This is a genomic window from Escherichia sp. E3659 (assembly GCF_005781135.1).
Taxonomy (GTDB): Bacteria; Pseudomonadota; Gammaproteobacteria; order Enterobacterales; family Enterobacteriaceae; genus Escherichia.
Genome location: NZ_VATQ01000034.1, coordinates 1 through 12,740, shown reverse-complemented (window position 1 = coordinate 12,740; position 12,740 = coordinate 1). Strand labels below are relative to the sequence as shown.

Annotated in this window: 15 protein-coding genes; 3 read left to right on the top strand and 12 right to left on the bottom strand. The window is 51.6% G+C overall.

What is annotated here, in order from left to right; all coding sequences use genetic code 11:
- Positions 1-20: 20 nt before the first annotated feature.
- Positions 21-1,067, top strand: coding sequence for an L-asparaginase 2 (gene ansB, locus FEK47_RS20320; protein ID WP_000394103.1), 1,047 nt, complete (start codon positions 21-23; stop codon positions 1,065-1,067).
- Positions 1,068-1,183: 116 nt separating this feature from the next.
- Entirely contained in the window at positions 1,184-2,191 is a 1,008-nt protein-coding gene (locus tag FEK47_RS20315; RefSeq protein WP_135487290.1) for a DUF1202 family protein, read from the top strand.
- A gap of 64 nt (positions 2,192-2,255) precedes the next feature.
- On the opposite strand, the gene hemW is transcribed toward FEK47_RS20315, so the two are convergent.
- From hemW to yggS, 5 genes are read right to left on the bottom strand one after another with little or no spacing between them, the layout of a single operon-like run.
- The gene (gene hemW / locus FEK47_RS20310) at positions 2,256-3,392 is read right to left on the bottom strand and encodes a radical SAM family heme chaperone HemW (RefSeq protein WP_135487291.1); all 1,137 of its coding nucleotides are present in this window, start codon (positions 3,390-3,392) and stop codon (positions 2,256-2,258) included.
- On the bottom strand, positions 3,385-3,978 hold the full coding sequence (locus FEK47_RS20305) for an XTP/dITP diphosphatase (protein ID WP_130207915.1): 594 nt from the start codon (positions 3,976-3,978) through the stop codon (positions 3,385-3,387). The genes hemW and FEK47_RS20305 overlap by 8 nt, the downstream gene beginning before the upstream one ends.
- Before the next feature lie 7 nt (positions 3,979-3,985).
- The gene (yggU, locus tag FEK47_RS20300; RefSeq protein WP_001277222.1) at positions 3,986-4,276 is read right to left on the bottom strand and encodes a DUF167 family protein YggU; all 291 of its coding nucleotides are present in this window, start codon (positions 4,274-4,276) and stop codon (positions 3,986-3,988) included.
- Complete coding sequence (gene yggT, locus FEK47_RS20295) at positions 4,273-4,839, bottom strand: osmotic shock tolerance protein YggT (RefSeq protein ID WP_001094831.1); 567 nt, start codon at positions 4,837-4,839, stop codon at positions 4,273-4,275. The genes yggU and yggT overlap by 4 nt, the downstream gene beginning before the upstream one ends.
- 17 nt (positions 4,840-4,856) lie before the next feature.
- Positions 4,857-5,561, bottom strand: coding sequence for a pyridoxal phosphate homeostasis protein (yggS, locus tag FEK47_RS20290; RefSeq protein ID WP_000997795.1), 705 nt, complete (start codon positions 5,559-5,561; stop codon positions 4,857-4,859).
- 17 nt (positions 5,562-5,578) lie between these two features.
- Here yggS and FEK47_RS20285 point away from each other — a divergent pair, with 17 nt between their 5' ends.
- Entirely contained in the window at positions 5,579-6,559 is a 981-nt protein-coding gene (locus tag FEK47_RS20285; RefSeq protein ID WP_135487292.1) for a type IV pilus twitching motility protein PilT, read from the top strand.
- A 136-nt stretch (positions 6,560-6,695) separates the two neighbouring features.
- Here FEK47_RS20285 and ruvX read toward each other — a convergent pair whose 3' ends face one another.
- The 7 genes from ruvX to galP all read right to left on the bottom strand — a co-directional run bounded on the left by ruvX (position 6,696) and on the right by galP (position 12,327).
- A complete protein-coding gene (gene ruvX / locus FEK47_RS20280) occupies positions 6,696-7,112 on the bottom strand; it encodes a Holliday junction resolvase RuvX (protein ID WP_077137658.1) in 417 nt (138 codons plus the stop codon).
- Positions 7,112-7,675 carry a YqgE/AlgH family protein gene (locus FEK47_RS20275; protein ID WP_130207909.1) on the bottom strand — a complete coding sequence of 188 codons (564 nt, stop codon included), beginning with the start codon at positions 7,673-7,675 and terminating at the stop codon, positions 7,112-7,114. Before FEK47_RS20275 ends, ruvX begins: the two co-directional genes overlap by 1 nt.
- 108 nt (positions 7,676-7,783) lie before the next feature.
- Positions 7,784-8,734 carry a glutathione synthase gene (gshB, locus tag FEK47_RS20270; RefSeq protein WP_130207907.1) on the bottom strand — a complete coding sequence of 317 codons (951 nt, stop codon included), beginning with the start codon at positions 8,732-8,734 and terminating at the stop codon, positions 7,784-7,786.
- 12 nt (positions 8,735-8,746) lie between these two features.
- Positions 8,747-9,478 (bottom strand): 16S rRNA (uracil(1498)-N(3))-methyltransferase, encoded by a 732-nt coding sequence (rsmE, locus tag FEK47_RS20265; RefSeq protein WP_130207905.1) that lies wholly within the window; start codon positions 9,476-9,478, stop codon positions 8,747-8,749.
- A gap of 78 nt (positions 9,479-9,556) precedes the next feature.
- Positions 9,557-10,264 (bottom strand): deoxyribonuclease I, encoded by a 708-nt coding sequence (gene endA, locus FEK47_RS20260; RefSeq protein WP_130207903.1) that lies wholly within the window; start codon positions 10,262-10,264, stop codon positions 9,557-9,559.
- Between the two features lie 94 nt (positions 10,265-10,358).
- Entirely contained in the window at positions 10,359-10,856 is a 498-nt protein-coding gene (locus FEK47_RS20255) for a SprT family zinc-dependent metalloprotease (protein ID WP_135487294.1), read from the bottom strand.
- Between the two features lie 76 nt (positions 10,857-10,932).
- A complete protein-coding gene (gene galP, locus FEK47_RS20250; RefSeq protein WP_130207899.1) occupies positions 10,933-12,327 on the bottom strand; it encodes a galactose/proton symporter in 1,395 nt (464 codons plus the stop codon).
- Between the last annotated feature and the right edge of the window lie 413 nt (positions 12,328-12,740).

The following is a 12,740-nucleotide window of genomic DNA, read 5'->3' as shown; positions in this document are numbered from 1 at the left end:
CACGTAACTGGAGGAATGAAATGGAGTTTTTCAAAAAGACGGCACTTGCCGCACTGGTTATGGGTTTTAGTGGTGCAGCATTGGCATTACCCAATATCACCATTTTAGCGACTGGCGGGACGATTGCCGGTGGTGGTGACTCCGCAACCAAATCTAACTACACAGCGGGTAAAGTTGGCGTAGAAAATCTGGTCAATGCGGTGCCGCAACTGAAGGACATTGCGAACGTTAAAGGTGAGCAGGTCGTTAATATCGGCTCCCAGGATATGAACGATGATGTCTGGCTGACACTGGCGAAAAAAATTAACACCGACTGTGATAAGACTGACGGCTTCGTTATTACCCACGGTACCGACACGATGGAAGAGACTGCTTACTTCCTCGACCTGACGGTGAAATGCGACAAGCCCGTGGTGATGGTTGGCGCAATGCGCCCGTCCACGTCCATGAGCGCAGACGGTCCATTCAACCTGTATAACGCGGTAGTAACTGCGGCAGATAAAGCCTCCGCCAACCGTGGCGTGCTGGTGGTGATGAACGACACTGTGCTGGATGGGCGGGATGTTACCAAAACCAACACCACTGACGTAGCGACCTTCAAGTCTGTTAACTACGGTCCGCTGGGATACATTCATAACGGTAAGATTGACTATCAGCGTACCCCGGCACGTAAGCACACCAGCGACACGCCATTTGATGTCTCTAAGCTGAATGAACTGCCGAAAGTCGGTATTGTTTATAACTACGCTAACGCATCCGATCTTCCGGCTAAAGCCCTGGTAGATGCGGGCTATGATGGCATCGTGAGCGCTGGTGTGGGTAACGGCAACCTGTATAAATCCGTATTTGACACTCTGGCGACCGCCGCGAAAAACGGCACTGCGGTAGTGCGTTCTTCCCGCGTACCGACGGGCGCTACCACTCAGGATGCCGAAGTGGATGATGCGAAATACGGCTTCGTCGCCTCTGGCACGTTGAACCCGCAAAAAGCGCGCGTTCTGCTGCAACTGGCTCTGACGCAAACCAAAGATCCGCAGCAGATCCAGCAGATCTTCAATCAGTACTAATCACTTCGCCCCGGTATCGTGCCGGGGCTTATTCACTTCAGACTCACGTCCATTGCCAATTTTCATTACCCTAATGATAATCACCTGAATAAATTATTCCGCGCGAGGGTGTTCCGGTGAAAAAGCAATGGATTGTAGGCACGGCGCTGCTTATGTTGATGTCTGGTAATGTCTGGGCCGATGGCGAACCGCCAACTGAAAATGTCTTAAAAGATCAATTCAAAAAGCAGTATCACGGCATTCTCAAACTTGATGCCATCACCTTAAAAAATCTTGATGCCAAGGGTAATCAGGCCACCTGGTCAGCGGAAGGCGATGTCTCTTCCAATGACGATCTCTATACCTGGGTCGGTCAGTTGACCGATTATGAACTGCTCGAACAGACCTGGACGAAAGATAAACCAGTAAAATTCTCGGCGATGTTAACCAGTAAAGGAACGCCCGCGTCTGGCTGGACGGTGAACTTTTACTCTTTTCAGGCGGCAGCCAGCGATAGTGGGCGGGCGGTCGACGATATTAAAACGAATAATAAGTACCTGATTGTGAATAGCGAAGATTTCAATTATCGCTTTAGTCAGCTTGAATCAGCGTTGAATACCCAGAAGAACTCGATTCCTGCGCTGGAAAAGGATGTAAAAGCGCTTGATAAGCAAATGGTGGCGGCGCAGAAAGCAGCAGATGCATATTGGGGAAAAGATGCAAATGGCAAGCAAATGACTCGCGAAGACGCCTTTAAAAAAATTCACCAACAGCGTGATGAGTTTAATAAACAGAATGATAGCGAGGCGTTCGCGGTTAAATATGACAAAGAGGTTTATCAACCGGCGATTGCGGCATGTCATAAACAGAGTGAAGAGTGTTATGAAGTGCCGATTCAGCAGAAGCGAGATTTTGATATCAACGAACAACGGCGACAGACTTTTCTGCAATCACAAAAACTTAGCCGTAAATTGCAGGATGACTGGATAACGCTCGAAAAAGGGCAATATCCGTTAACGATGAAAGTTTCAGAAATAAACAGTAAAAAAGTCGCGATTTTGATGAAAATTGACGATATCAACCAGGCTAATGAACGCTGGAAAAAAGATACCGAACAACTGCGGCGCAATGGGGTGATTAAGTAATTTTTGCGATAACGCATGAGTTGTGGCCGGATGCTGCGCACACGCCGCATCCGGATACACAAATTTACTCCACCAGAAAAAGCTCCAGCAGCGAATTTAAAAACAACTTCCCATGTTCCGTTATCTGCCAGTAATCCGCACATTCTGTGAGATAGCCCTGAGCGATAGCCTCGTCTAACTGAGAGCGAATAACCTCTTCAGAAAGGCCAGTATACTGGCTAAACTCCACGCGCGGCGCGGCCTCCAGCAGACGGAAGCGATTCATAAAGAACTCAAACGGCTTATCTGCAGCTTCGACATCACGCTGGCTTTCCAGATACCGCCCCTGCATAAAACCGCGCGGATGCCGCGTTTTGGTGGTACGCAGAATGCGCCCATCCGGGAAGGTCACTTTGCCGTGCGCGCCGCAGCCAATACCGATGTAGTCGCCAAATCGCCAGTAGTTGAGATTGTGCTGGCACTGATAACCGGGCTTGGCGTAAGCGGAAGTTTCATATTGCTGATAACCTGCCGCGGTTAACAACTGATGCCCCTGTTCGAAAATATCCCATAACGCATCATCGTCCGGCAGTACGGGAGGGCGCGAGCCAAACAGCGTATTGGGTTCGATGGTCAGTTGATACCAGGAAAGATGCGGCGGATTCAGTTCAATGGCCTGGCGCAGATCGCCTAGCGCCTCTTCCAGTGATTGATCCGGCAACCCATGCATCAAATCGAGGTTAAAGCTACGCAGCCCCAGTCCACTTGCCAGTTTTGCTGCACGTTTCGCTTCTTGCGGGCCATGAATGCGCCCGAGCCGTTTCAGCTTTTCTTCGCTAAAACTCTGCACACCAATAGAGATGCGGTTCACGCCAGCACGCTGATAATCGACAAAGCGATCGGCTTCAACCGTACCAGGGTTCGCTTCCATAGTAATTTCTGCATCCGCTGCCAGCGGCAAACGCGCACGTACGCCGTCCAGCAGCGTTTGCATCGCCGGGCCGGAAAGCAGGCTCGGCGTACCGCCGCCAATAAAGATTGTCTGCACTTCACGGCCCTGAGCGTAAGCCACATCGTTGTCCAGATCGCAAAGCAGATGCTGAACATAATCGTCATGCGGCACTTCCCCTTTCAACGCGTGAGAGTTGAAATCGCAGTACGGGCATTTCTGCACGCACCACGGGATGTGAATGTAGAGACTCAGCGGCGGTAATTTAACCATTACGTAAAGCGTCCAGCAGCAGTTTCAACGCCCGACCACGGTGAGAAATGGCGCTCTTTTCTTCGCGGGTCAGTTCGGCAGCGGTTTTCCCTTCGGAAGGCACGAAGAAGATTGGATCATAACCAAAGCCGCCAGTACCCGCCGGTTCACGAGTAATCACGCCCGGCCAGCTGCCGTGGCACACCAGCGGAGTGGGATCTTCCGCGTGACGCAGATATACCAGCACGCAGTGGAAACGCGCCTGACGTTGGTCGTCCGGTACGTCTTTCAGTGTTTCCAGCAGTTTTTGCAGATTCTTTTGATCGGTCGCGTCTTCACCGGAATAACGCGCGGAGTAAATCCCTGGCGCGCCACCCAGCGCATCTACCGCCAGACCGGAGTCGTCGGCAATTGCCGGTAAACCGGTCACTTTTGCCGCATGGCGCGCTTTCAGAATCGCGTTTTCGATAAAGGTCAGGCCGGTTTCTTCAGCGGAATCTACGCCGAGGTCTGTTTGGGCCACGATATCAAGACCGAAGTCGCTAAGCAGCGACGCCAGCTCACGCACTTTACCGGCATTGCCGGTTGCGAGGACAACTTTTTGCATAGGATACCTAATTAATTAACGCCGCGATTTCTGGCGGGATTTGTTGCGGATTAATGATTTTAATTTGTTTGTGGCGGCCAAGTTCGCCTTTTTCAATCACCACCTGGCTTTTGGCAACCCGGAATTGCTTACCGAGAAACTTCACCAGATGACTGTTGGCCTGGCCGTCAACCGGCGGCGCGGTAATGGCGACTTTAACTTCGTCGCCATGTAAACCGACAATAGAATCACGGCTGGCTTTCGGCTGAATATAGAGCCGTAAAACCAGACCGTCATCATTAACTGTTACGGCACTCATAACGCCATCCACAGCCCCGGCAGCAGCATATTTCCGGTTGCCTGCAGCACTTCTGCGACACCCATATTGATGACATACAGCAGCAGAACGAGGATCATCGGCGAGAAATCAATCCCACCCATTGCCGGTAGCAGGCGGCGAATCGGGCGCAGCAGCGGATCGGCCAGCTGAATCAGCACGTATTCAATTGGGCTACGACCCTGGCTTACCCAGCTCATAATCGCCATCACCAGCAGGACCCAGAAAATCAGCAGGCCGATGGTTTTCAGCAGAATCAGTAAACCAGCAATCCAGATGATTGGCAGGAAGGTCACCACTTTAAACAGCACGATGGCTTTGATAAAACTGAGAATGTACGCAACCAGCAGCGAGGCGCTATCAATGGGACCCATTGCCGGAATAACGCGGCGCAGTGGCCCGATAATCGGCTGCGTTACCTTCACTACAAACTGTGAGAAGGGGTTGTAAAAATCACAATGAGCCCACTGCATCCAGATGCGTAATAACAGCACCATGGTATACAGCTCAATGACCGTTGAAAGCAGGAAAGTCAACGTATTCATGGCGTTCCTTTAATTCCTTATTTTTTAGAGTAATCACGCGCACCAAAAATTGCAGTGCCGATACGAACCATCGTGCTACCTGCCGCAATGGCGGCTTCCATATCGTCCGACATTCCCAGAGAGAGCGTGTCGATATGCGGGTAGCGCGTTTTCAGTCCGGCAAATGCTACAGCCATTTGGCGTGCAACTTCAAACTGCCTTACATATTCTGACTCAGGCGCAGGGATTGCCATCAGCCCGCGCAGACGTAAACGCGGTAGTTCAGCGACCGCAGCAGCCAGCTCGTCCAGTTCCGCCAGTTGAATCCCTGACTTGCTGTTTTCATCGCTAATATTGATTTGAATCAGCACGTTAAGAGGGGGAAGTTCTGCCGGTCGCTGGTCGTTCAGGCGGGTAGCAATGCGCAAACGGTCGATGGTATGACACCAGTCGAAATGTTCTGCCACCAGGCGGCTTTTATTAGACTGCAACGGGCCAATAAAATGCCATTCTAATCCTGTTACGCCCAGCTCCTGAAAGTGGCGAATTTTATCTACCCCTTCCTGAACGTAGTTTTCACCAAATTGACGCTGCCCGGCATCAATGGCTTCTGCGATGGCGCTCGCAGGTTTTGTTTTACTGACTGCAAGCAGCGTAATTTCTTCTGGAGAACGGCCGCAACGCGTTGCAGCCGCTGAGATTTTGTCCCGGACCTGTGCCAGGTTATGCGCAATATCGTTCATTTTCCGAGGATCTTAGTATGAATATGGAAGAAATTGTGGCCCTTAGTGTAAAGCATAATGTCTCGGATCTACACCTGTGCAGCGCCTGGCCCGCACGATGGCGCATTCGCGGCAGAATGGAAGCTGCGCCGTTTGATACGCCGGACGTCGAAGAGCTACTGGGGGAGTGGCTGGATGACGATCAGCGGGCAATATTGCTGGAGAATGGTCAGCTGGATTTTGCCGTGTCGCTGGCGGAAAACCAGCGATTGCGTGGCAGTGCGTTCGCACAACGGCAAGGTATTTCTCTGGCGTTACGGCTGTTACCTTCGCACTGCCCGCAGCTCGAACAGCTTGGCGCACCACCGGTATTGCCGGAATTACTCAACAGCGAGAATGGCCTGATTCTGGTGACGGGGGCGACGGGGAGTGGTAAATCCACCACGCTGGCGGCAATGGTTGGCTATCTTAATCAACATGCCGATGCGCATATTCTGACGCTGGAAGATCCTGTGGAATATCTCTATGCCAGCCAGCGATGTTTGATCCAGCAGCGGGAGATTGGTTTGCACTGTATGACGTTCGCATCGGGATTGCGGGCCGCATTGCGGGAGGATCCTGATGTGATTTTGCTTGGAGAGCTGCGTGACAGCGAGACAATACGTCTGGCGCTAACGGCGGCAGAAACCGGGCATCTGGTGCTGGCGACATTACACACGCGCGGCGCAGCGCAGGCAGTTGAGCGACTGGTGGATTCGTTTCCGGCTCAGGAAAAAGATCCCGTGCGTAATCAACTGGCAGGTAGTTTACGGGCGGTGTTGTCACAAAAGCTGGAAGTGGATAAACAGGAAGGACGCGTGGCGCTGTTTGAATTACTGATTAACACTCCCGCGGTGGGGAATTTGATTCGCGAAGGGAAAACCCACCAGTTGCCGCATGTTATTCAAACCGGGCAGCAGGTGGGGATGTTAACGTTTCAGCAGAGTTATCAGCAGCGGGTGGGGGAAGGGCGTTTGTGACGTTGCTGTGCCTGATACGAATTGTAAACATGCCCGATGCGCAAGCTTATCGGGCCTACAAACGTAGTCATTCACGCTGCGTCCGGCAAGATGGCGGGATGACGGTAACGACAATTCGCCAGGTTTTTAAATCGCCTTAATATCCCTGCTCGAAATAACTTTCGAGAATAATAACCGCAGAGGCAGAGTCGACTTTGCCTTTGTTGAGCGCCCGATAGCCGCCCTGTTCAAACAGACCGGAACGTGCTTCTACGGTGCTAAGCCGCTCGTCATGGAGCTTTACTTCAACACCAAAACGGCCATGAATACGGTTGGCAAATTTACGCGCTCTGGCAGTCAATGGTTGCTCGGTGCCGTCCATATTCAGCGGCAAACCGACGATGATTTCGTCTGGTTGCCACTCTTTCAGTAAACGCTCGATGAGGTTCCAGTCCGGCGTACCGTCCTGTGCTTTAATTGCGGGCAGCGGGCGAGCGGTGCTGGTAATGCGTTGGCCGACCGCTACGCCAATGCTTTTGGTGCCGAAGTCGAAGGCGAGTAATGTTCCGCTCATCAGGCATGCCCTGCCACACCAGGCATGGTGAGAATATCAACACCAATCAGCCTTGCCGCATCGCGCCAGCGGTCAGCTATCGGTGTTTTGAACAGAATATTCAGATCTGCCGGGGCGGTTAACCACGCGTTATCGAGAATTTCTTGTTCCAGTTGGCCTTTATCCCAGGAGGAGTAACCAAGGGCTACCATCACGTCAGCAGGTTGTTTATCGGTGCCGAGTGTTTCCAGCACATCGCGTGAAGTGGTCATCACCGTGTTATCTGAAATGCGAATGCTGGACGCAAAATTGGATGGCGGGGTATGCAAAATAAACCCGCGATCTTCAGCCAGCGGACCGCCAAGCATAACCGGCTTGTCCAGACGGACAGATTCATCACGCGGCTCCGGCGTGATCTTCAGCTTTTCCAGAATCCCTTCAATTTTGAGATTTTCCAGTGGCTTGTTAATGATGATCCCCATTGCTCCATTGGTATTATGTTCGCAAATGTAGACCACGGAACGACGGAAAATCGGATCCTGGAGAGCAGGCATGGCAATAAGAAAGTGATGCTGTAAATTCATTGTCAGAGGTTCTGTTTCCTGGTTCAAAAAAGCAACAGCGCCCAGTATGCGTGGAAAGAAGGGCGCTGTCACTCATAGTCTCAACGAGATCCCTCTCGCTAAACAGGGTTACTGCTGCTGTAATCGTGCTTCAATAGCATCCATTAACATCCCGGTGATAGACACCGGAAACTCTGCTTCAATCTCACGAATACAGGTTGGGCTGGTGACGTTAATTTCAGTCAGGCGGTCACCGATAATATCCAGACCAACAAAAATCAGCCCTTTTTCTTTCAGCGTCGGTCCTACCTGACGGGCGATTTTCCAGTCGCTTTCCGTTAGCGGACGAGGTTCGCCACGACCACCGGCAGCCAGATTGCCACGGGTTTCGCCGCCCTGTGGAATACGCGCCAGACAGTACGGTACTGGTTCGCCATCCACTACCAACACGCGCTTGTCACCATCTTTAATCGCTGGCAGATAATTTTGTGCCATGCAGTAGCGGGTGCCGTGCTCAGTCAAGGTTTCGGCAATCACACCAAGGTTCGGATCGCCTTCTTTCACGCGGAAAATCGACGCGCCACCCATACCGTCCAGCGGCTTGAGGATGATATCGCTGTGTTTTTCCCAGAACGCTTTCAATTGCGCTTTATTGCGCGTGACCAGTGTTTCTGGCGTTAAGTCAGAGAACCAGGCGGTAAACAGCTTCTCGTTACAGTCGCGCAGGCTCTGCGGCTTGTTAACAATCAGCGTTCCTTTCTCTTCGGCGCGTTCCAGAATATAGGTCGCGTAGATAAACTCGGTATCAAACGGCGGATCTTTACGCATCAGAATCACGTCGAGATCGGCCAGTTGCAGATCCTGCTCACCGGTGAACTCGTACCATTTATCGTAGTTCTGTTCGACGCTCAAAGTACGGGTACGAGCGCGAGCCTCACCATTGATCAAATAGAGATCGGCCATCTCCATATAGTGAAGTTCGTAACCACGACGCTGTGCTTCCAGCAACATAGCGAAACTGGAATCTTTCTTGATGTTGATGCTTGCGATGGGGTCCATCACGATGCCGAGCTTGATCATTATTCTTCTCCGTTAGCCCAGATCGCCAAAACGCACTTGTAGCGCGGTAATGGCGGTGAGCGCAGTTGTCTCAGTACGCAGAACGCGAGGTCCCAACAGGATATCAGTAAATTGATAGCGGGCAGTCATGGCAATTTCATCTGCCGACAAACCGCCTTCCGGGCCAATCAGCAGGCGGACGCGTTCAACCGGTAACGGCAATGTATTGATGCTGTTACTGGCGCGCGGGTGAAGATTGAGTTTCAAGCCTTCATCTTGCTCTGCACACCAGGCTTCCAGATCCATCGCCGGACGGATTTCTGGTACCCGATTACGACCACACTGCTCGCAGGCGGCAATTGCAATTTTCTGCCACTGCTGGAGCTTCTTGTTCAGACGTTCACTATCCAGTTTAACGCCGCAGCGTTCAGAAAAAAGTGGCGTAATGAGGCTTACGCCAAGTTCTATCGATTTCTGGATAGTGAATTCCATTTTTTCTCCGCGCGACATCACCTGACCAAGGTGAATATGCAAGGGAGATTCACGATCGTCTACCTGGCCTTCCAGCACTTTAACTTCCACGCTTTTTTTGCTGGCGCTGGTGATTTCTGCGTCAAAGACCTGGTTGCTGCCGTCAAATAACTGTAATGCCTGACCTGGCCCCATACGCAGGACGCGCCCGATATGGTTAGCGGCATCTTCACAAAGCGCGATCTGCGAATTGCTGGTGAGTGGTTCAGGATGATAAATGCGGGGGATACGCATGGTTAAATATCCGCGTCGTCTCCCCACGCGGTTGCGCGCGTGGGGTAGGGTTAACAAAAAGAATTTCGCTAGTGTAGGTTAGCTCTTTCTCGCCTGGCAAGCGCGTTGCACATACGGGTTGTGATTGCCTTGCACCTTCGCGATGCGTTCGTCACGCTCACACTCCCAGTCGGTGACCGGATACATTTTGTTCCAGGCGTTAAACAGCTGCGTTTGCTGGCGTGAGAGTGTCAGGTTGTACTGGTCACGCATGTAGAAGTAAATCCGCGCAATGGAACCACGGGCATGAGCTGGCGGTTCAGCAACTTTTTCTTTGAAATCAATCTTCATAGCGCACTGCCCATACTGCCCCTCGCCGCCATTCCACTGGCTGTACATAAAGTTGCCGCGATCGCCGTTCACTTCACCTATCGCGGGCTGCAGGTTATGCATATCGCTTTCCATTTGGCGATAAACCGGATCTTTAGCGCAGTTTTTACGACCGCCTTCCTGCCAGCACTGACGCTGGTGGCCGAACTGCCAGGCGGGAACAACATGTTCCCATTCTACGCGGCTGGCGCGGTTTTCATTTTTGCGCACCTGATATCCGCACGACTCCAGATCCACGATGCCTTTTTTACCCTGCCAGTTGATTTTACATCCGCAGTAAAATGTTCCCGGCACATCAGCGTAGACTTTTACCGCTGCTGTTTTCGCCTGGGAAAAACTATTGATGCCTTCGGCTAACGCCGTGCCGGATAATGCTGCGCTCAGTACCACCGCAGCCACAGACAAATTACGGTACATCACTTACTCCGTGTTAAAACGAGCGAGCAACGTAGCGAAAGTTGTTTTGGTATGCAATCAGCCAGATCAGTAAAATTCCTGATAGTTCTGCTGGTTATTGGGCAACCAGTTGTTCGCCACAGTGAACGCAGCGATAGACGGCTTCGCCTCGTATCACGCGGTTATGACGACGTACGGTGAGCTGATGCTCCTGGCATTTGCAACGGTAGGGGAAGGTGTTGCGGCGCACGGATTGCAGTTCAAACTGATGCGTACGGCGGGCGGGAACGCCCAGCACGCTTTCCATCATCCACTTCCACTCTTTGCCATGTGGCGCTACGCGACCAAAGTGTTTCCATACCAGCAAATGCGCCAGTTCGTGTGGCACCACTTCTTCTATAAAAGCCTCGCTGTTTTCCATCAGCAACACCGGATTGAGGCGAATTTCATAGCTTTCCAGCCAGGCCGTTCCGGCGGATGTGCCACGCTGGGTATAAGAGAGTTTTGGCTCCGGATAGTTACGCCCCAGCTTCAAGTTGGCCTGGGCGAGTTTTTCCCGCAGGCGACGCATAACAGCCTGTTGGATGGCGATAGGGAGACGGGATGTTTTCATAGCGGCAGAGGATAGAGCGAAGAAAAGATGACTGCAAGAGGTGGCTTCCTCCGCGACGGGAGGAAGCCTGGGGAGATTAATCGTGAGCGCCGATTTCGCGCAGTTTACGACCTTTCATCAGATTACGTTCAATGTGTTCCAGCGAAACGTGTTTGGTTTCCGGCACCAGCCACAATGTCAGCAGGATAAACAGCACGTTCAGACCTGCGTAAACCCAGAAGGTATTGGCGTTGCCCAGCGTGTTGAGCATAGTCAGGAAGGTTGCGCCGACAATCATGTTGGCAATCCAGTTGGTAGCGGTGGAGCAGGTGATACCGAAGTCGCGGCCTTTCAGCGGCTGGATTTCAGAACACAGTACCCAAATCAACGGACCCGCGCTCATGGCAAAACCGACAATAAACATCAGCAGCATGGCGATGGCGAAATACTGCGCCGACGGTGAGTGAATACCGATGTGCATCATTGTACCCAGTACGCCCATGCCCACAGCCATCACCATGAAGCCCAGCGTCAACGTTGGTTTACGCCCCCAACGGTCAACAAGACCGATTGCGATAAAGGTGGCAAGTACGTTGGTCAGGCCGACAATCACGGTCCCCCACATTTGCTCTGTGGTGTTGGTATAACCCGCCAGTTCGAAGATTTTCGGCGCGTAGTACATGATGACGTTCATCCCGGTGAATTGCTGCATCACCTGCAACAGTACACCCAGGAACACCGCGCGACGGAAGTTACTGTTCTCTTTAAACAACGCCCAACCGCTCTGTTTAACCTGCAAACTTTCACGGATTTCATCCAGTTCACGTTTGGCTTCCGCGCTGGTGTCGCGCAGGCGCAGTAGCACGCGTTCGGCATCAACAAAGCGGCGTTTGGCAGCAAACCAACGTGGGCTGTCTGGCAGGAAGAAGACACCAATCAGTAGCAGAATTGCCGGGATGATAATCACACCCAGCATCCAGCGCCATGCACCGGTGTAGCTGAAGGCGGTATCAGAAAGATACGCGCCGAGGATCCCGATAGTGATCATCAACTGATACATCGAGATCATACTGCCGCGAATTTTCTCTGGCGCAATTTCAGAGAGGTACAGCGGCGCGGTATAAGAGGCCACACCTACCGCCAGCCCCAGCAGAACGCGGGAAAGAATCAGTACTTCAACGTTTGGCGCAGCGGCAGAGAACAGCGAACCGGCAACAAACAGGATTGCGCCGATCATCAGGCTCTTTTTGCGTCCGAGTTTAAAGGAGAGCCAGCCGCTACCCACCGCACCGACTGCGGCACCAAACATCATGGAGCTTACGACCCATTCTTGTGTGTGCGAGGTAATCTGGAATTCATCTGCAATAAACGGCAGTGCGCCAGCAATTACACCGATATCCAGGCCAAAGAGTAATCCCGCCAGAGCAGCAAGGAAGCAGACGAAAAACGTCATTGCCTTGTTTGACCGCCCCTGTTTTTTAGCGTCAGGCATGATGCCCTCCAATATGGTTATTTTTTATTGTGAATTAAGATAGGTGAGTACGACGTAAAAAGATGTGAAGCAAATCACATCAGTGTAATCGCTTACACTAATATTCATTATGGTTATAATTTAAGTGTATGAAATTAATTGAGTTATATCATCATAGGTTAAACACAGTTATCTGAAATTAAGACTTTACTGAAAAGAAATGTAACAACTGTGAAAACTGAATAATAATATGAAAATATTACAAATATTTGGCTGGTGTGGTTGGTGTAATCGGTTTCAGTGGTGATGATAATTTGCGGTAAAACGTGTTCAGGAAGAATGATGTTATTGTGCGGGCGGCTTTTTTCCGGATGCGGCGTGAACGCCTTATCCGGTCTACGAGCGCGGGATATCTGTAGATACTGTTATGGCCT